Annotated in this window: 16 protein-coding genes and 3 rRNA genes; 4 read left to right on the top strand and 15 right to left on the bottom strand. The window is 56.7% G+C overall.

What is annotated here, in order from left to right; genetic code table 11:
• Nucleotides 1-206: 206 nt before the first annotated feature.
• A complete protein-coding gene (locus QMQ05_RS00935; protein WP_058256028.1) occupies nucleotides 207-536 on the top strand; it encodes a hypothetical protein in 330 nt (109 codons plus the stop codon).
• A gap of 15 nt (nucleotides 537-551) precedes the next feature.
• On the opposite strand, the gene QMQ05_RS00930 is transcribed toward QMQ05_RS00935, so the two are convergent.
• Nucleotides 552-1,241 carry an O-methyltransferase gene (locus tag QMQ05_RS00930; RefSeq protein ID WP_334120984.1) on the bottom strand — a complete coding sequence of 230 codons (690 nt, stop codon included), beginning with the start codon at nucleotides 1,239-1,241 and terminating at the stop codon, nucleotides 552-554.
• A 544-nt stretch (nucleotides 1,242-1,785) separates the two neighbouring features.
• Between QMQ05_RS00930 and QMQ05_RS00925 the strand changes: the two genes are divergently transcribed.
• Nucleotides 1,786-2,535, top strand: a complete 750-nt coding sequence (locus tag QMQ05_RS00925) for a hypothetical protein (protein ID WP_345472242.1) — start codon at nucleotides 1,786-1,788, stop codon at nucleotides 2,533-2,535.
• A 105-nt stretch (nucleotides 2,536-2,640) separates the two neighbouring features.
• Here the strand turns inward: QMQ05_RS00925 and QMQ05_RS00920 are convergent, their stop codons facing one another.
• The 9 genes from QMQ05_RS00920 to QMQ05_RS00880 form a co-directional block, all read right to left on the bottom strand.
• Complete coding sequence (locus QMQ05_RS00920; protein ID WP_345472240.1) at nucleotides 2,641-2,946, bottom strand: helix-turn-helix transcriptional regulator; 306 nt, start codon at nucleotides 2,944-2,946, stop codon at nucleotides 2,641-2,643.
• 5 nt (nucleotides 2,947-2,951) lie between these two features.
• A complete protein-coding gene (locus QMQ05_RS00915; protein WP_345472238.1) occupies nucleotides 2,952-3,320 on the bottom strand; it encodes a type II toxin-antitoxin system RelE/ParE family toxin in 369 nt (122 codons plus the stop codon).
• A gap of 179 nt (nucleotides 3,321-3,499) precedes the next feature.
• On the bottom strand, nucleotides 3,500-3,817 hold the full coding sequence (locus QMQ05_RS00910; protein WP_334120980.1) for a thiamine-binding protein: 318 nt from the start codon (nucleotides 3,815-3,817) through the stop codon (nucleotides 3,500-3,502).
• A 52-nt stretch (nucleotides 3,818-3,869) separates the two neighbouring features.
• On the bottom strand, nucleotides 3,870-4,187 hold the full coding sequence (locus QMQ05_RS00905; RefSeq protein WP_345472234.1) for an AzlD domain-containing protein: 318 nt from the start codon (nucleotides 4,185-4,187) through the stop codon (nucleotides 3,870-3,872).
• Nucleotides 4,184-4,885: an AzlC family ABC transporter permease gene (locus tag QMQ05_RS00900; RefSeq protein ID WP_345474586.1), complete on the bottom strand. Its 702-nt coding sequence runs from the start codon at nucleotides 4,883-4,885 to the stop codon at nucleotides 4,184-4,186. Before QMQ05_RS00900 ends, QMQ05_RS00905 begins: the two co-directional genes overlap by 4 nt.
• A gap of 22 nt (nucleotides 4,886-4,907) precedes the next feature.
• Nucleotides 4,908-5,594, bottom strand: coding sequence for a hypothetical protein (locus QMQ05_RS00895; protein ID WP_345472233.1), 687 nt, complete (start codon nucleotides 5,592-5,594; stop codon nucleotides 4,908-4,910).
• Nucleotides 5,595-5,598: 4 nt separating this feature from the next.
• Entirely contained in the window at nucleotides 5,599-6,468 is an 870-nt protein-coding gene (locus QMQ05_RS00890; RefSeq protein WP_345472232.1) for a glycerophosphodiester phosphodiesterase, read from the bottom strand.
• A 26-nt stretch (nucleotides 6,469-6,494) separates the two neighbouring features.
• Nucleotides 6,495-7,883, bottom strand: coding sequence for a xylulokinase (xylB, locus tag QMQ05_RS00885; RefSeq protein ID WP_345472231.1), 1,389 nt, complete (start codon nucleotides 7,881-7,883; stop codon nucleotides 6,495-6,497).
• The gene (locus QMQ05_RS00880; RefSeq protein ID WP_345472229.1) at nucleotides 7,880-8,716 is read right to left on the bottom strand and encodes a DeoR/GlpR family DNA-binding transcription regulator; all 837 of its coding nucleotides are present in this window, start codon (nucleotides 8,714-8,716) and stop codon (nucleotides 7,880-7,882) included. The genes xylB and QMQ05_RS00880 overlap by 4 nt, the downstream gene beginning before the upstream one ends.
• Nucleotides 8,717-8,856: 140 nt before the next feature.
• Here QMQ05_RS00880 and QMQ05_RS00875 point away from each other — a divergent pair, with 140 nt between their 5' ends.
• Both QMQ05_RS00875 and QMQ05_RS00870 read left to right on the top strand, forming a co-directional pair.
• Entirely contained in the window at nucleotides 8,857-10,170 is a 1,314-nt protein-coding gene (locus QMQ05_RS00875; protein ID WP_345472227.1) for an MFS transporter, read from the top strand.
• Nucleotides 10,171-10,199: 29 nt separating this feature from the next.
• Entirely contained in the window at nucleotides 10,200-11,687 is a 1,488-nt protein-coding gene (locus QMQ05_RS00870) for a mannitol dehydrogenase family protein (protein WP_345472225.1), read from the top strand.
• Nucleotides 11,688-11,786: 99 nt separating this feature from the next.
• Here QMQ05_RS00870 and QMQ05_RS00865 read toward each other — a convergent pair whose 3' ends face one another.
• From QMQ05_RS00865 to QMQ05_RS00845, 5 genes are all read right to left on the bottom strand, one after another.
• Entirely contained in the window at nucleotides 11,787-12,302 is a 516-nt protein-coding gene (locus QMQ05_RS00865) for a dihydrofolate reductase family protein (protein WP_345472223.1), read from the bottom strand.
• Between the two features lie 165 nt (nucleotides 12,303-12,467).
• Nucleotides 12,468-12,584: ribosomal RNA gene (gene rrf / locus QMQ05_RS00860) — 5S ribosomal RNA — on the bottom strand.
• Nucleotides 12,585-12,736: 152 nt separating this feature from the next.
• Nucleotides 12,737-15,855: ribosomal RNA gene (locus QMQ05_RS00855) — 23S ribosomal RNA — on the bottom strand.
• Between the two features lie 619 nt (nucleotides 15,856-16,474).
• Nucleotides 16,475-18,000: ribosomal RNA gene (locus tag QMQ05_RS00850) — 16S ribosomal RNA — on the bottom strand.
• The 16S, 23S and 5S rRNA genes sit together here, the layout of an rRNA operon.
• Before the next feature lie 625 nt (nucleotides 18,001-18,625).
• On the bottom strand, nucleotides 18,626-19,390 hold the full coding sequence (locus tag QMQ05_RS00845; protein ID WP_345472221.1) for a hypothetical protein: 765 nt from the start codon (nucleotides 19,388-19,390) through the stop codon (nucleotides 18,626-18,628).
• Between the last annotated feature and the right edge of the window lie 139 nt (nucleotides 19,391-19,529).

The raw sequence follows: 19,529 nt of genomic DNA, 5'->3' as shown, positions 1-19,529 counted from the left end.
ATGTGGCACATTTATACCCTACGGCAGTGCACTAATCTATTCCTGCCAACGCTCCCGGTACCCCTCCTACTTAAGTACGATTGCGGACTGTCAAAGTGTTTGAAAAAATACTTGTATTGGTTCGATCTATATGGGGCAGAAAAAGAGGCGAGAGTTTGCATCAAAATACGAAGTACGCGTGTTTAACCGCAGGACTCGTAGGCTCTTTGACCCTCACCATCAGCCTCTCCTCGACACTTTGGGTGATCCTCCTTGGCTGCATTATCTTAGCGGCCGGCTTCAGTCTGCTTTCCAAGCTTGAACGCTTTTGGGGACCAGCAGCTCCGGAGCATTACTACTACATCGTTCCGATGCTGATTGGACCAGTTGTCGCTGGTTTGGTTCGTAACACCGTGTACGCACTGTGGGTCGGTGCACCCGTCGCCTTAATCTGCGCCCTGGCAGTTCACTACTTCATCATCAAGTCTCCGCCGTTCAAGCACGAGGAAGACGCGGAATTTGAACAAGACATCCACGAGAACCACACAACGCGCTAACTGAAAACCGCTCAGTTACACAACCCTTGCCAGCGCAAACCCGTCCCAGCCCTTGGCTCCTAAAGTTTGCAGCGCGGTCACCGAAACCTGCGGATGGTCTCGGAGCCACAACAGTGACTCCTGAACCCCACGCACATCAGCTTCTTGATTACCCAATTGGCTTGGATCATCCAAGATGGCACCACCACGCACCACATTGTCCAGGACCAGCACCGTGCCCGGGTGCGAGAGTTTCAGCGCGCGCTCAAGGTAAACCACGTTATTGCGCTTGTCCGCATCGATAAAGATCAAGTCGAAGGCTTCGGCGCGTTTACTAATGAGAGTGTCCAAGGTTCCTTGGGCTGCCCCGAGTTTGATCTCGACTCGATCAGCTAGCCCGGAACGTTCCAGATTCTCTCGCGCGACTGAGGCATGTAACGGTTCAAATTCGCAGGTGATGACCTTGCCTGAAGCGCCGACACCCAGCGCCAACCAACTCGTGGAATAGCCACCGAGGGTCCCGATCTCCAGCACCCGGCGAGCGCCAATCATCTCGGTGAGTAATTGCAAGAACTTACCTTGGCCTGCACTGACTTCAATCGCAGGTAAACCAGCAGCTCGCGCGTGCTCGCGCCCCTTTTCTAGCGATTCAAGGTGAAGCCCGAGGGATTCCTCGAGGTACTGTTCAACCGCACCGGCCTCTCGGTCGGTTGAATGGTGAGTCATGACAATGCACTTCCCTGACTATCGTTGATGGCCTTTTCAAGCCGCTGAAGCTTCCCGTCGATCTCGCCTTGGTGACGTGCTAAACGACGTAGAAGTCCTCATCCTACTCTCCCTCGATTTCGGTGAACATCGTACTTCTAAGATTAGGGTAGCTATAAGCACAGACCCGCAGCAGTATGCCCACACGCATCGCAGCACCACTGAGGTGAGAAAAGCTCCGTAAAGACGCGGGGACGCCCTTCTCTCCTGCGTCGGACTAGAAATATGGTGACACTTACCGTAGCCAAGACAAAAGTACTGGCGACCACGGAAGTAGTTCTCGACGCTCCGTTCAAGGCCATGCATGATGGAAGAGAGGGAACTGCGGCTCAGCCACCACGCGTTTCACCTCGTGACGGTACGAGTGCTACACGAAGAATAACGGTACGGGCTACTGTGAGCTGAAGAACCGTGCCGAAGTTGCTCGCAAGCAATCCGCTGTGAAGTGTCGCGTCTTCTAAAACACGGACTCGAGAAAGAATCGTCTACAGAAGGTAGGAAAAAGATGTCTTCGGATTGTTCTGAGCCGATGTTCATTGGCGTGTGGGGTGCCCAAACTGGCCTATTGAACACGCCGCTGCCCGTTGACCCTTTCGGGTTCCTGGTCGACTACTCACAAGCGACGTGGGGCCCAGATGGTTCGGGAGCCCACCGAGCCTGGTCAACAAATGACGCAGGCGACTGGACAGGATTCGGAGACTCAGGGATTCCTCCTACGTTCTGGTTTCAGGTAGGCGTGCCGTCGTCGTCAGATGCTTACCCCTTGCCATGCTATCCACTGGCCGTCATGTCCGACATTTTTCGACGAACCGCTAATGCAACCGCGCTGACGCGAGTTGATTTCTCTGTACCACTGCACCAGCTGGAAATTTCTAGCACCGCAGCGCTGCCTTCTCGAAAGCTGGACTGGTTGTCGGGCTCTGATGCCTTGGCAGAGAGTACCGCAAAGGCGTCGATCGAGATTCAGTCGGGCATGGAAAACGCGTTCTGCGATGATGTACTCACAGCGCTGAAAGAAGTACTGGCCGATTGCTCGGACAGCGACCTTCAGTTCCACAGGAGCACTTCAGGTGAGCCAGCCGTCGTGTCCGACGGGATTTGGCAGGGCCCGGGCCGGTCGTTCTTGACGACATCTGCATCCGTATCGATCGGCTCTCTACCTCGTATCGGCTGGCGTACAGGACTGATCGCCGAGGCCCTCGCTTCTCGTGGGGTCAAGGATCCGGTCTACATCTCCTGGCGGCTGGAGCACTGATCGACCTGACAGGCGTTCCGCGCCGATCTGAATAACGCGATCTTGAAATCGCAGCTTTCAGTACGATAAGGGCCCCTTATCGTTCGGCCGCAGGCCGTCTTCCGGCTACGCTACCTGCACGCGCTGGTCACCCATCACGTACTCGATGGCCAGCCCGCCGCCGACGGCTTCGAGGTAGCTGCGGATCGTGCCAATCTTCGTGCTGTCCAGGTCACCGCGCTCGATCTTGGACACCTGGCGCTGCCCGACGCCGATGCGCTCGGCCAGCTGCGCTTGCGTGAAGCCTGCCTGCTCGCGCAGCTCACGCAACCGGTAGGCTCGCACCTCGGCGAGCATGCGCTCCTTGTGCGCCTCGACGCGCGCGCGGTCCACGGGGTGCTCGTCGAGGAAGTCTTTCAGGGTCATGGCCATCGTGATCATCGTCCTCTCTGTCTCTGCTGCGGCTTCAACGCCTTCAGATGGTCGTCAAACAAATCGTCGGCGACCGGGATGTTCTTCTTGTACCAGCGGGTCCAGTTGCCTGCCTTGTCGCCGGCGATCAGCAGGATCGCCGAACGCTCGGGATCGAAGGCGAACAACACCCTCAGTTCCGACCGGCCCGTCGAGCCGGGCCGCAGCTCCTTCATGTTGCTGTGCCGAGACAACGTCACCGTGTCTACGATGGGTCGTCCAAGCTGTGGACCTCGATCCTCAAGTAGCTCGATGGCGGCGATGACCTGCTCGCGTGATCCTTCGTCCAGTGAAGTCAGCCAACCCGCGATCAGCTCGATGTCGACGCTCCACATGCCACCAGTATAGACCGTGCAGGGTCTACGGGCAATGCAATTCAGCCACCATGGGCAATAAGAATCAGCCCGCGCCTTACGGCAACGGGCTGATCATGATGTCACAAATCTAACACGGTCATTCGCCCAGAACGATGATCACGAACACCTCGGTGATATACCCTTCGACTGAGCGCAGGCTACTGCCCTTCGCCACTGGCAATGGCACGTTCCAAACGCTGAAGCTTCCCATCGATCTCGCCTTGGTGCCCCGGACGAATATCGGCTTTGATCACCAGGGAGATCCTTGAACCAAACGGTGCGACGGCTTCAGTCGCGCGCTTAACTACGTCGAAGACTTCGTCCCATTCGCCCTCAATTTCGGTGAACATGCTGGAAGTCCGGTTAGGCAACCCAGAATCGCGCACGACCTTCACCGCTTCAGCCACGGCATCGTGCACCGAGCCGTCGGGGTTACTACCGGTACCGGAGGGGGCTACAGAAAAAGCTACAATCATGTCTCTACTTTCCCACCCGAATCCCGGCTTGTCATCTGTGCCCAGCAGCTCTTCAGGCGGCAAGCCCCGTAGCACGCAACAAGATCGCGGCAAGTGCCCCGACCAACACCACCACCAGATACGGTGCCTTAAAGACCAAGGCGATAATCGCAGCGCCCAAGGCACCGACACGAGCATCAATGACTAATTCTTGGCCCGAAGTGAAGGCATTCACGGTGACCAAGGAGGCCAGCAGCGCCACGGTCAGTGTCGAAGCCACATGGGACATGATCGGAGAATCGAGGACCTTGCGGGGAACAAAGTAGCCACAGAGTTTGATGGCATAGGCACTGAGGCAGGCTGCTAAAACCCACCAGCTCAATTCGCTCATTGTTCCTCCTGCCCCGGTTCTTGCTCCACGCTACGCAGTCGCCCATGTTCCGTCGCATTGGGCACCTTGCCGGAGGTAAAGACCGCAAAAATTGCAGCGCATACCGCGGTGATCAAAATGGGCATTCCCGGTGCGCTGACGGGCACCGCGAGTGCGGTCAGCACGGCGGCGGCCAGGGCGATCATGACCGGCTGAGCGGATTTCAGTCGCGGCCACAGCAGGCCAATGAAGGCCGCCACCGCTGCACCATCCAATCCCCACACAGCAGGATCCCCCATTTGCTCACCCAATAACGCGCCGAGCACGGTAAAGAGGTTCCACAGGATATAGATCCCGGTGCCGGCGGTGATAAACCCGCGACGCTTCTCAGCCATGCGGGCCTGGCCCAGGCTCACGGCCGTAGATTCATCAATGGTCAGCTGCGCCATCCACGGAACCTGCCGGCCTTGTGGACGCAGGCTCTGTTTAATCTGCATCCCATACACGGCATTACGCACGCCCAACAACGAGGCGGCCGAAAAAGCTGCAGACCCCGCCCCACCACCGGAAATTACCCCAATGAATGCAAACTGCGATCCACCGGTAAACATTAGGGCGCTCAAGGCCACGGTTTGCCAGAGGTTCAGCCCGGCGGCAATGGAGAGGGCGCCGAAGGAAATCCCATACAACCCGGTAGCGATCGAGATGGACAGACCCATCTTGGTCGCGGGGGTCAAAAACTTAGTCACTATGCTTGGCCTCGTAGCGCACCTTGTAGACTCCACGCTTGACCTTGGCCTCGCCGATGATGAACCCGGTGAGTTGGTCAACGTGGCTTACATGGGTCCCACCACAGGGTTCAGCATTAATGCCAGCAATGCTAACGGTCCGCACACCCTGGGCATCCATGACACTACTAATCGCCCCTCCCTGGGCCACCAGTTCATCAACCCGTTGTTGCAGCCAGGCCTTGGCAGCAGCGCGCTGCTCTTCCTCAGCCAACGGAAGATCAATGCTCTGCGGGTCAAAATCTAGGCGGGCTTGTCCCGGAAAGTGCGAATGTCCTCGGTGCTGCCAGCCCCGTGCTTCCCCAGCAAAACCGAGGATATGCCCGGCGGTGTGCAAGGCAGCATGCTGCAGGCGCACCGCGCGATCGATCTGCGTGTGCACCTGGGCTCCCACCGGCTGCTGTGCTGCCCCACGCAGGATGACCAGCCCGTTATCAAGACGTTGCACTTTCACCGGTTGATCATCAACGCTGCCCTCATCTTCGGGCTGACCACCACCGCGCGGGTGGAAAATGTTCGGGCTCACCGCCAGCCACGGGCCTTCGTCATCGGCGCCGGTAGCGATCACGCTGGCCTGCGCTTCAAAGGCGTAGGTGTCTTCCAGGTACAGGTTGAACTGCTCGGTTGCTTGGGCGATCATTTCTCTAGTACTGCTCCAATTCGCCGCGAAGTTCAACAGGTCGGTTGCTGGTCAGCTCCCCGACGCCCAACTCGATCAGGTATTGCGCGTCAGCCGCACGATCCACCGTCCAGATCCTGGCTTCTCGTCCTTCGTCCAGCCATTGGCGCACCAGGTGCTCATTGGCACGGGTCCACGCCACTCCGGAACCGATAATCCCGGCCCCACCAGCGTTAATCAGCTCAATGCCTTCGGCCACCGAACGGTAGAGCACCGAATACACCGCGGCCCGGCCAACCTGTCCCGAGTCCAAGAGCTCTTTCAGATACGCGGGATTAACCTCGGTCATCAGCTGGCATAACAGTTTTGGATTCACCGTTCGCCCCAGGTAGCGCAGCGAGTTCGGTTCAAAGCTCATCAGCGTCACCGAGATCTGCCCGGCACTCCCGGCCTTACCGGTTTCCGGGTCAAAATGATGGGCTTGCAGCACCTGCAACACCCGATCTTCGAGCATGAGCCCATAAGGGCTGGGATGCTTGATCTCCACGGCCAGTCCCACCGGCTTGCCGCGCTGCTCGATCAGTTCCAACAGCTCATCTAGGCTCAGTAGCTGCTCGTTTTCAGCCCCGTATTCGGCCGGGATTTCTGCCGGCACCACCCCGGTGAAGTCCAGTGCTTTGAGCTGTTGCAGGGTGTAGGCAGCAACCAACCCGGAGGCATCGGAGGTGCGGTCTACGGTGGGATCGTGATGGCACACCACTTGACCGTCCATGCTCAGGTGGACATCGCACTCGATCCCGTCCGCTCCCTCGTCAATGGCCTGCAGATAGGCGGCTCGGGTATTCTCCGAGTATTTATGGGAACTGCCGCGATGGGCGAAAAAGAGCGTATCCATAGTTCCTACGCTACGCGATACCCGCCCTATTTCCACCCTTCTGTCGCGTCACGTAGCGACGCGTAATGAGCGTAAATTTCCGGCCGTTCCTGGGCCTCGTATCGGGTCGACGCCGCAATATTCCACACCGGTGGTTCATCTTCACCGCTCAGCGCCCAGGCTGCCTGCCGAGCTGCCCCAAGGGCCACATATTCTGCGGTGCGTGGAACCTCCACTGCCACCCCAAAAACCTCGGGCGCGATCCTGCGTACCGCTTCGGCCCCGGCCCCTCCGCCGATGAGCAGGATCCGCGCGGTGGCCTGATGGGTATTGGCTTCCAGCGCGGCCACCGCGTCCTTCATGGAACACAGCAGTCCTTCCACATAGGCGCGGGCGATCTGCTCTCGCGTGGTGGTGGTGCGCAATCCTTGCAACAGACCGGTGGCTTCGGGGCGGTTGGGGGTGCGTTCCCCACCGAAGTAAGGCAACAGCACAACCCCGCCGGAACCCGGTTCGGCAGCCAGTGCCATATCGGAGAATTCTTGTTGCCCGACCCCGAGCATGCGCGCACCAAAATCTAAGACCGGTGCACCATTCAGGGTGCAGGCCAGCGGCAGGTATTTGTTGTTGGCGGAGACAAACCCGTTGACCATTCCGGTGCCATCATGCACGCTGTGCTCCACTACGGCCGAAGCTACCCCGGAGGTTCCGATGGAAATGCAGACATCCCCGGGTTGCAGGTCCAGCCCTAAGGCGGCGGCCATATTATCTCCGGTGCCAGCAGCAATAGCTGCCCCGCTGGCAGTACGCCCCACCACTTCGTTGGCTTCTGCCAGGCGGGGCAGTTTCACCGGATGGCCCAAGGCACTGGCAGCCAGTTCTGGCAGGAAGCGGCGGGCCGCCGGGTCGTAGTATCCGGTGCCCGAAGCATCCCCGTGGTCGCTGACCGCCTGCCCGCGTCCACTTAAATGCCAGGTCAGGTAGTCGTGGGGTAGCAGGACTTCGGTGGTGCGTTGCGCGTTGTGCGGTTCATGATCGCGTAGCCAGCGCAGTTTGCTCACGGTCAGTGAGGCCACCGGAACGCTACCGATCTTCTGAGCGCTGGCCTGGGCCCCACCGAGTTCCTCGGTCAGTTCGGCGGCCTGCGGGGCCGAGGACGTATCGTTCCACAGCATGGCTTCGCGCACCGGAACCCCGTGCTCATCCAGTGCCACCATGCCGTGCTGTTGTCCTGCGATGGAGACCGCTGCGGCGCGGGGCAACAGCTCTTCGGTGGCCTCTTCCATCGCGGTGATCCAGTGTTGCGGATCTACTTGGGTGCCTTGGGGGTGCCGCTGGCGGGCTTCGGCCACCACTTCGCCGGTGGCCGCGTCAACCAGTAGGGCCTTGCAGGACTGTGTCGATGAGTCGATGCCTAAGACATAGGTGGGGGTCATGAATGCGCCTTTGCAGAGGTGTTGACAATGTGGATGCGTGGGCCGAGGGTCCTAAGCTGGCTCATCAATTTCGGATCGAGTTGGTCGTCGATGACCACGTCGTCGATTTCGGATAGGTCCATCACGTGGTAGATGCCGGCGGACTCGTATTTGCTGGAGTCCACTACCAGGATTTTGCGCCGCCCCATCTTCAGTAGAGCGCGCTTGGTGCGGGCTGCCTCAGCATCCGGATGCAACAGTGCCTGGTCTTTGATCGCGGTGGTGGAGACAAAGACTGCGTCGGCCATCAGCCGCTCGGCCTGTTCCACCACAATCGAGCCGAGGAAGGAGTCGGTTTCGGCGTAGTACTGCCCGCCGAGCCCGACCATGTCGATGTGCGCCATGGCGGATACCGCCCCCATTAGCGCGAGCGAATGGGTGATCACGGTGGAGGGTTCGCGTTCTTCGAGGTAGTCACCCAGCGCACCAACGGTGGTGGAGTCATCCAGTGCGATCACAGAGTTACGTTCGATCAGTTGCGCGGCGGTGGCGGCTAGCTGCCCTTTGATTTCGGAGTTCAGGTGGCGACGCAGGCGGACATCGCGTTCGGCTAGGCGGGCGGTGATGGCGCGTGCCCCACCACGGATGCGTTGCAGCCGTCCTTCTTTGGCCAGTACGTCGAGGTCACGGTGGATAGTCATGGCGCTGACTGCGAAGATTTCGGCCAACTCCTCGACCCGGCAGCTGCGGGCCTTATTGACGTGCCCGGTGATTTGTTCGCGGCGCGCTTCGGGAGGCAGTCCCTGGGCGAGGCCGGGAACATCGTTCTTAACATCAGGTTCGTTATTTGCCACAACTTCGATGATAGATGCCGGGCGCAAACTCACAAAACATCAACTTTTCCAAGTTTTTAACAGAAAATATGTTGAATTTGTTTGTTTGGTGTTAGATTGGTTCAATCGATCACCCGGCAAGGCTGTCGCAAAGGAGCGCCATGACATCGACCCCAGTGCCCGCACCCAACTCACTGTTAGAGAAACTCGGGCTACCACGCCCACTACTGTGGGGATTTGTCGGCCTGATGATCTTCATGATCGGCGACGGCGTAGAAACCAATATCCTCGCCCCTTATCTGACCGGCGACCACGGTTTCTCCATTCCGCTAGCCGGAACCCTGGTCACCATCTACGGCGTAGCCGTCGCAATCGCCGCATTCCTCTCGGCCTCGCTGTCCGATCTATGGGGCCCACGCAAGGTCATGATGATCGGCGCCGGCATCTGGATCGTCTTCGAACTACTCTTTTTGGGCGTCGCGCTGAATACCTCGAGCATGCCGCTGATCTTCATCACCTATGCGCTGCGCGGCTTTGGCTACCCCTTCTTCGCCTACGGATTCCTGGTCTGGATTTCTGCCACCGCCAATGCCAAGCGCCTGGCGGTAGCCATCGGCTGGTTCTATGTCGCCTTCAGCGCCGGTCTACCCACCCTCGGTGCCCTGACTGCCAACGCCACTCTGGAAATTTTCTCCCTGAGCTACTACCAAACCCTCTGGGTATCCCTAGCGCTGGTGGTCATCGGTGCTGGGATCGCACTGATCGGCGTCAAGGAAAAGACCGGACGAGCCCCCTTGGTCAGCAACCCGGAACAGGTTTTCCAGACCATGAGCTTTGGGCTACGCCTGCTGATCAGTAACCGCAAGGCCCTGATGGTGATGCTCACCCGTACCATCAACTCGGTACCCACCTACGGCATGGCAATCTTCTTCCCAGCACTATTCACCGACCGCTTCGGCTGGAGTGTTGGCCAGTTTTTGATCCTGACTACCGTGATCTACGCGGTCAACATCCCCTTTAATCTCTTCTTCGGTGCCCTGGGCGACAAGCTGGGCTGGTCCAAGGTGGTCGTTTGGTTCGGCGCCGTACTCTGCGCGATCTCCATGGCAGCGCTCTACCTGGTTCCCGCCTGGGCCGTGGATCATGGGTACGCCTTCGCCTACCCACTGACCCTGCTCATTGGTGCGATCTTCGGCATCGGGTTGGCCGGCTTCGTGCCGCTTTCGGCGATCGCCGTCTCGCTGGCTCCCGAACATCCCGGAGCAGCCATGGCCTCCTATAACCTCGGCATCGGCGCCGCCGTCTTCGCCGGCCCGCTGCTCGTCGCCCTGCTATACAACGTGCTGGGAGCTGCCGGCATGGTCTTCCTCTTCGCCGCCCTCTACCTGGTCGCCGCGCTCATGTCGCACTCCCTGCGCGGAACCCAACCAGGCTTTCACGGCGTAGCACCCTCACCAGCAATCGCCACCCACTAAGCCAGATCCTGAGAAAGGAACCTAGAACTATGAAACTGAACAACCAGACACTCAGCCAGCTCGATCCACAGGTGGGCATCCCCCGCTATGACCGCAGCAAAGCTACCGCAGGCATCGTCCATTTCGGAGTGGGTGGCTTCCACCGCGCCCACCAGGCCATGTACCTGAACCGCCTGATGAATCAGGGCAAGGCGTTGGACTGGGGAATCATTGGCATGGGCGTCATGGAATCCGATCAGCGCATGCGCGATGTACTAAACGCCAGCGACGGGCTCTACACCCTCGTGGTGAAAAATCCTGACGGCTCCCGCGAGGTTGAGGTCATCGGCTCGATCCTCCAATTCCTCTACGCCCCCGATGACCTCACCGCAGCCATCGAACAGCTAGCCGATCCGGCGATCCGCATCGTCTCACTGACCGTCACCGAAGGTGGTTACAACGTCCACCCCGTGACCGGAGAATTCGACCTCAGTAATCCCGCCATCGCTGCGGACCTAGCCAATCCACAGGCCCCACGAACCACTTTCGGGTTGATCAGCGCCGGGCTGAAGCTACGTCGTGAACGCGGACTCGCGCCGTTCACCGTGATGAGCTGCGACAACATTCAGGGCAATGGCGAGGTCGCGCACAAGATGTTTGGTGCCTTCGCTAGCGCGCTGGATCCCGAATTCGGTGATTGGGTCCAAGAGAATGTTTCCTTCCCGAACTCCATGGTGGACCGCATTACCCCGGTCACCACCGATGCCGATCGGGCTGACGTGGCTCAGAACTACGGCATCGATGATGGCTGGCCGGTAGTCTGCGAAGACTTTGAGCAGTGGGTGCTCGAGGACAAGTTTGTGGCCGGTCGCCCACCCTATGAAGAGGCTGGCGTACAGCTGGTCGATGACGTGGTGCCCTATGAACTGATGAAGCTGCGACTGCTCAATGCCACCCACCAGGGCCTGTGCTACTTCGGCCACCTCGCCGGCTACCGTGCGGTGCACGATGTGGCACGCAACGAACTGTTCGCCCAGTTCCTGCTGAGCTACATGAAAAAAGAAGCCGAGCCTACCCTCCGCGCCCTGCCCGGGGTAGATCTGGATGCTTACCAGCACAAGCTCATCGAACGTTACAGCAACGAATACGTGGCCGATACCGTGGCCCGACTCTGCGCTGACTCCTCGGACCGCATCCCCAAGTGGCTAATGCCTGTAGTGCGTGAAAACCTCGCCGCCAACCGCGATGTCACGCTCTCGGCCGCCATTGTCGCTAGCTGGGCTCGCTACGCCGAGGGCACCGATGAGGATGGCGCGACCATCAACATCGTTGACCGCCTCGCCGAGGAAGTCCACGCTACAGCGTCCAAGCACCACGAAGATCCACTGGCCTTCCTACGTCAGCGCGACCTCTTCGGAGATGTGGTTGATGATGAACGTTTCACCACACCGTACCTGAAGACCTTAGAGTCCCTGCATGAACACGGATCTCTGGCGACCCTGGCTGAACTGACGGGACAGCAAGCGACCGCCCGCTAAATTATTCTTTACTGCCAAAGCCGGCCCGCTCGTGGAGTTTTCCACGAGCGGGTCGGCTTTATCGTGCGCGACGATAGTGCACCGCGATCACACCGTTACTCAGGTTCTGCGTTCCCGCAGTTCCATACGACGCTCACTTGGTAGCCCCAGTGTGTACAGTCGGGGACCATGACCGGCGATGATGGGATGGATAAGGAAGCGATATTCGTCGATCATCCCGAGGCGATCCAACTCAGTTGCGAGCTTGTTGCTTCCTAGCAGCACGCCCTTCGGTGTGCTTTCGACTAGCGCGTGGACTGCGGTTTTTAGATCACCGCTAAGGTGGCGACTATTTTTCCACGGGAATTCAACGCGTTGCGTGGAGACCACATATTTAGGTTTGTCTTCAATCATCATTGCCCAATGGCGCATTGCCGCAGGCGCTTCGATTTCTCCACTGGCCACTAGCGGCCAGTATTCTTCCATCATTTCGTACGTAGTACGACCCCACAGCATCGCTCCGTGTTGATCCATTAGGTCAGTAAAGTACTCATGGGTCTCATCGTCAGCGATCCCCACCCGATGATCAATACATCCATCCAGGGTGACATTGATGGCGAACGTTAGATGACTCATTGAAGAGTCCTCCTCGAGCAACAACGAATAGATGCGTTGACTCTAGAACTGCCTCGAACAGAGCGTCAAGAGATGCCAGATAGTCGCCAGCAACCTTGTTGGTTAAACAGGTGAGGCCCTGAACACCATAGTGTCCAGGGCCTCAAACCATATTCTTTAGGTTAAGTCCGGCGGTGACCTACTCTCCCACACCCTCACGAGTGCAGTACCATCGGCGCAATGGGCCTTAGCTTCCGGGTTCGGTATGGGACCGGGCGTTTCCCCCACGCTATGACCGCCGTAACAATCACGAAGCACACAAACCATTACTCTTGGTCATGTTTCCGGTGTTAAAACTTATCTCATGTTTTTATGGTTCGAGGTTGTTGTCTCGTAACCGCATAGTGAACGCGAACAGCATACTAACTTTGCTAGCAAATTATTGTTTTATAGTTGTGTTGAAAGTCATCGGCCTATAGTACAGTCAGCTACACAAGTCTTCAGTCCTTGCTTCCACATCCTGCCTATCAACCCAGTGGTCTAGCTGGGGGCCTCACACACAATAGTGCATGAAATCTCATCTCGAAGCAGGCTTCCCGCTTAGATGCTTTCAGCGGTTATCCCTTCCCAACGTAGCTAATCAGCGATGCACTTGGCAGTACAACTGACACACCAGAGGTTAGTCCGTCCCGGTCCTCTCGTACTAAGGACAGCCCTTCTCAAATTTCCAACGCGCGCAGCGGATAGGGACCGAACTGTCTCACGACGTTCTAAACCCAGCTCGCGTACCGCTTTAATGGGCGAACAGCCCAACCCTTGGGACCTACTCCAGCCCCAGGATGCGACGAGCCGACATCGAGGTGCCAAACCATGCCGTCGATATGGACTCTTGGGCAAGATCAGCCTGTTATCCCCGAGGTACCTTTTATCCGTTGAGCGACGGCCCTTCCACGAGGTGCCGCCGGATCACTAGTCCCGACTTTCGTCCCTGCTCGAGCTGTCACTCTCACAGTCAAGCTCCCTTGTGCACTTACACTCAACACCTGATTGCCAACCAGGCTGAGGGAACCTTTGGGCGCCTCCGTTACATTTTAGGAGGCAACCGCCCCAGTTAAACTACCCATCAGGCACTGTCCCTGAACCAGATCATGGTCCGAAGTTAGGTGACCGATACAGCCAGAGTGGTATTTCAACGATGACTCCACCTGAACTAGCGTCCAAGCTTCAAAGTCTCCCACCTATCCTACACAAGCTGCACCGAACACCAATACCAAACTATAGTAAAGGTCTCGGGGTCTTTCCGTCCTGCTGCGCGTAACGAGCATCTTTACTCGTACTGCAATTTCGCCGAGTTCATGGTTGAGACAGCGGGGAAGTCGTTACTCCATTCGTGCAGGTCGAACTTACCCGACAAGGAATTTCGCTACCTTAGGATGGTTATAGTTACCACCGCCGTTTACTGGGGCTTAAATTCCAGCTTCGCATTACTGCTAACCAGTCCTCTTAACCTTCCAGCACCGGGCAGGAGTCAGTCCGTATACATCGTCTTGCGACTTCGCACGGACCTGTGTTTTTAGTAAACAGTCGCTTCCCCTGGTCTCTGCGGCCCACACCCGCTCACAACTGCAAGAGCTGATCACGAGGCAGGCCCCCCTTCTTCCGAAGTTACGGGGGCATTTTGCCGAGTTCCTTAACCATGATTCTCTCGATCGCCTTAGTATTCTCTACCTGATCACCTGTGTCGGTTTGGGGTACGGGCGGACTGGGACCTCACGCCGATGCTTTTCTAGGCAGCATAGGATCACCGAATCACCCCACAAATGGGGCGCCTATCAGGTCTCAGAAACATGAGTGGCGGATTTGCCAACCACTCTTCCTACACCCTTGGACCAGGTCAATTCCATTGCCTGGCTCGGCTACCTTCCTGCGTCACACCTGTTAATACGCTGACCTCACTGCATCGGTTCCCACAACACCACACAACAAACAACCCGAAGGTCATCACGCCATGATCCGTCATGGTTAGCATCCACAGCTCAGTATGGGCGGTCCTTCGCCGGTACGGGAATATCAACCCGTTATCCATCGACTACGCCTGTCGGCCTCGCCTTAGGCCCCGACTAACCCAGGGCAGATTAGCTTAACCCTGGAACCCTTGATCATTCGGCGGACGGGTTTCTCACCCGTCATTCGCTACTCATGCCTGCATTCTCACTCGTATAGCGTCCACCGCTGGTTTCCTACCACCGCGACTTCACCCGCTATACGACGCTCCCCTACCCATCCAAACACCCAATCGAAACCGGGTTAATATTGAATGACGCAACTTCGGCGGTGTGCTTGAGCCCCGCTACATTATCGCGCGAATCACTTGACCAGTGAGCTATTACGCACTCTTTCAAGGGTGGCTGCTTCTAAGCCAACCTCCTGGTTGTCACAGCAACTCCACATCCTTTTCCACTTAGCACACGCTTAGGGGCCTTAGTTGGCGTTCTGGGCTGTTTCCCTCTCGACTATGAAGCTTATCCCCCACAGTCTCACTGCTACGCTCTCACTTACCGGCATTCGGAGTTTGCTAAGGTCAGTAACCTTGTAGGGCCCATCGCCTATCCAGTAGCTCTACCTCCAGCAAGAAACACGTAACGCTGCACCTAAATGCATTTCGGGAGAACCAGCTATCACGAAGTTTGATTGGCCTTTCACCCCTACCCACAGCTCATCCCCTCCATTTTCAACTGAAGTGGGTTCGGTCCTCCACACGCTCTTACACGCGCTTCAACCTGGCCATGGGTAGATCACTTCGCTTCGGGTCTAGACCGTGCCACTCAAACGCCCTATTCAGACTCGCTTTCGCTACGGCTACCCCACACGGGTTAACCTCGCGACACAGCACTAACTCGCAGGCTCATTCTTCAAAAGGCACGCCATCACAACCACAAGTGGCTGCTCTAACGGATTGTAAGCACACGGTTTCAGGTACTATTTCACTCCCCTCCCGGGGTACTTTTCACCATTCCCTCACGGTACTGATTCACTATCGGTCATCAAGTAGTATTCAGGCTTACCAGGTGGTCCTGGCAGATTCACACAAGGTTTCACGGGCCCCGTGCTACTCGGGTATCAACACTAGAACGGCAGACACGCATTACACCTACGGGACTATCACCCTCTATGGTCCGGCATTCCAACCGATTCACCTATACGCCTGCACCTCATCCCACCAGCAAGATAGCACTGGTACATGTTGACCCCACAACCCCGATGATGCAACGCCTATCCGCTATCACACACCAACCGGTTTAGCCCCATCCGCGTTCGCTCGCCACTACTAACGGAATCACTATTGTTTTCTCTTCCTGCGGGTACTGAGATGTTTCACTTCCCCGCGTTCCCTCCACACAGCCTATACATTCAGCTGCAGGTCACACCACATAACATGGTGCGGGGTTCCCCCATTCGGAAATCCTGGTCTCAACGTCCGGTTATCGACTCCACCAGGCTTATCGCAGATTCCCACGTCCTTCATCGGCTCTTGATGCCAAGGCATCCACCGTGCGCCCTTAAAAACTTCAACACAAAATCAAAGTTCCCAAAAATAATTGAGCAATAAAACAATCTAACAAAATCACACAGACAAGACTCAAACACCCAACAACCCCAGGAAAAGGATCATCAGACTCATCTCATCTGCAAGATGCTCGCGTTCACTATACAGTTCCCAAACAACAACCCCACACCCCCACAACAACACCCCAAACCAACACCAACCCAAAGGCCAGTATCAATCCACCAGGACATCACCGCAGCAAACACAGGACAAACACCGAAACACCAAGAACCCCAACACCACAACAACAACCCCAAAGGATCATCACCACGGTATTAGAGGCTTGTTGCCTCAAAACCCAACAGCATGCCAAACCATACAAACCACACACCACTCACACACCACGTTCCAACACCACCAACAACAACCCCCAAGAGGACCATCATCACCAGTGCGTACTAACAGCACACAAACACCATGCAGCCACAGCCAGTACCCCACACACACCACACAACCCCCATATAAAGGACTGATCAGGCATGCATGCTTTCCAGTACTGAGTTCATTGATATTCCACCCATGAGCAACCCACCCGTACAACACTCGTGCACAGACATGGGCAACCAAAAAATGGTTAGCTCCTTAGAAAGGAGGTGATCCAGCCGCACCTTCCGGTACGGCTACCTTGTTACGACTTAGTCCCAATCGCCAGTCCCACCTTCGACGACTCCCCCCACACAAGGTGGTTAGGCCATCGGCTTCGGGTGTTACCAACTTTCGTGACTTGACGGGCGGTGTGTACAAGGCCCGGGAACGTATTCACCGCAGCGTTGCTGATCTGCGATTACTAGCGACTCCGACTTCATGGGGTCGAGTTGCAGACCCCAATCCGAACTGAGACCGGCTTTTAGGGATTAGCTCCACCTCACAGTATCGCAACCCATTGTACCGGCCATTGTAGCATGCGTGAAGCCCAAGACATAAGGGGCATGATGATTTGACGTCATCCCCACCTTCCTCCGAGTTGACCCCGGCAGTCTCCCATGAGTCCCCACCACTACGTGCTGGCAACATGGAACGAGGGTTGCGCTCGTTGCGGGACTTAACCCAACATCTCACGACACGAGCTGACGACAACCATGCACCACCTGTGAACCAGCCCCGAAGGGAAAGACCATCTCTGATCCGGTCTGGCACATGTCAAGCCTTGGTAAGGTTCTTCGCGTTGCATCGAATTAATCCGCATGCTCCGCCGCTTGTGCGGGCCCCCGTCAATTCCTTTGAGTTTTAGCCTTGCGGCCGTACTCCCCAGGCGGGGCACTTAATGCGTTAGCTACGGCGCGGAAAACGTGGAATGTCCCCCACACCTAGTGCCCAACGTTTACGGCATGGACTACCAGGGTATCTAATCCTGTTCGCTCCCCATGCTTTCGCTCCTCAGCGTCAGTAAATGCCCAGAGACCTGCCTTCGCCATCGGTGTTCCTCCTGATATCTGCGCATTTCACCGCTACACCAGGAATTCCAGTCTCCCCTACATCACTCTAGTCTGCCCGTACCCACCGCAGATCCGAGGTTGAGCCTCGGACTTTCACGGCAGACGCGACAAACCGCCTACGAGCTCTTTACGCCCAATAAATCCGGATAACGCTTGCGCCCTACGTATTACCGCGGCTGCTGGCACGTAGTTAGCCGGCGCTTCTTCTGCAGGTACCGTCACTCTCGCTTCTTCCCTACTGAAAGAGGTTTACAACCCGAAGGCCGTCATCCCTCACGCGGCGTCGCTGCATCAGGCTTGCGCCCATTGTGCAATATTCCCCACTGCTGCCTCCCGTAGGAGTCTGGGCCGTGTCTCAGTCCCAGTGTGGCCGGTCACCCTCTCAGGCCGGCTACCCGTCGTCGCCTTGGTGAGCCATTACCTCACCAACAAGCTGATAGGCCGCGAGTCCATCCCCCACCGATAAATCTTTCAACAACCCACCATGCGGTAAGAAGTCATATCCGGTATTAGACCCAGTTTCCCGGGCTTATCCCAAAGTCGGGGGCAGGTTACTCACGTGTTACTCACCCGTTCGCCACTAATCCACCCTGCAAGCAGGGCTTCATCGTTCGACTTGCATGTGTTAAGCACGCCGCCAGCGTTCATCCTGAGCCAGGATCAAACTCTCCATAAAAAACAAAAAGCCACCGAAACCCCTCGGAAAATAAGGGAGAATCAATGAAAAAATCCTGGCGAATAAAAAACACTCAAGAACACTACACGGGGGTGTAATGCCTCAAGCAAATGTTATGTATTCACCAAATAAAAATAATTCGGTATCAACAAACTTGGCACACTATTGAGTTCTCAAACAACAAACACTTACCGGTTCTTTACCCACCATTTCAGGCGGTAATATCGTCCAGCGTTATATTCAAATCTTATCACCGTGAATTTCTGAAAGTCAAATCAATTGTTTGTGATTTGAATCAGTATTCTTGGTTCCCATTCTTCAATGATTCTTCCACAGTGACCTGTGTAAAACCGTTGATTTTCTGGGGTTTTGCCTCCGATTTGCATCCGGTTATTTGTTCCGTTTTGCTCTCGGCGACAAGGAAAAACTATACACAGGTTTTGGGGGTGGTGCAAATCGGGGACCTTGTTTTTCTGGGTGACCGTGCACACTTAATGACCGACGCGTTCCTTAATCCCCGGTTTCTCGCGGTTTAAACCCAAAAAGCGTCCGATAAAAACAGCTAAAACTATTCTTATCGGACGCTTCCCGGTCGCTTTCAGCCGCTCCGCGGAGGACTATCTTGCTATTCTTCTACGATTTCGGCTTCCAGAATCCGTGGATCATCCAACGGCAAAGCGCTTGGCACCACCGTAGGGATGCCAGCAAAAGCATCGGCGGCGTTTTCGATCACTCGTTTGGCAAGGTAACGGTTACCCGCTCCACCAATGACCGCGCCAACACCAAACGGAACCAAACGTCCAAGAACACTGGCAGCCTGGGTACCGATGATCTTGTGCAAGAACTTCGTCTGCATTGCGCGTTGGATACTCGCGTAGAAGCTGGTGGGCTTATTAGCACCGAAGGCCTTAGCCCATCCCTTCACCGGGCCTCCGCCACGACCGGCTGCCTGAGAGGTTAATCCGGCAATCATGGAACTGCCTTCTTCGCCCATCAAGATGCCCATGACCAACACACGAGAATGGTCGGGATTTTCGATAGCGATACCGTGCAGTTCTGCCAAGCTCTGAGCATAGAGGGCGGACGCTTCAAGGAACCCTAGGGTCGCTGCCACGGAAAGACCCAGCGCAACTCCGGTGCCGATAGCTGGGACCGCAGCCGTACCACCAACCGCTGCTCCCGATCCGGTGGCGATACGCAGGTAGTCCCGTTCAACGATGGCAGCCAGTTCAGCGGTGTCTGCTTCCGGGTGCTTTTTACGAAGGCGCTTGATGTACGCCAGTACCAACGGCCGTTGCACACCGATGCCCTTCAGAATGGCCTGCTGCACGCCGGAACGAGGCTTGCCATCTTTGCCAATGAAAGTCATCGAAATTGGATCGTTTTTCATGATGCCCCCAGCTTATCTATATGACCCTGAAAGTTACCTTGATACTGCCGGGAATTATTCTCGGCTACCAGCGGCCACGAAAGCATGTGGAATCTCTTCCACAGAAGCCGGTCGATACAAAGCTACAAACCAACGGGCA

Source organism: Glutamicibacter sp. B1, assembly GCF_039602135.1.
Classification (GTDB): Bacteria; Actinomycetota; Actinomycetes; order Actinomycetales; family Micrococcaceae; genus Glutamicibacter; species Glutamicibacter ectropisis.
This window is presented reverse-complemented; position numbering and strand designations above follow the sequence as displayed.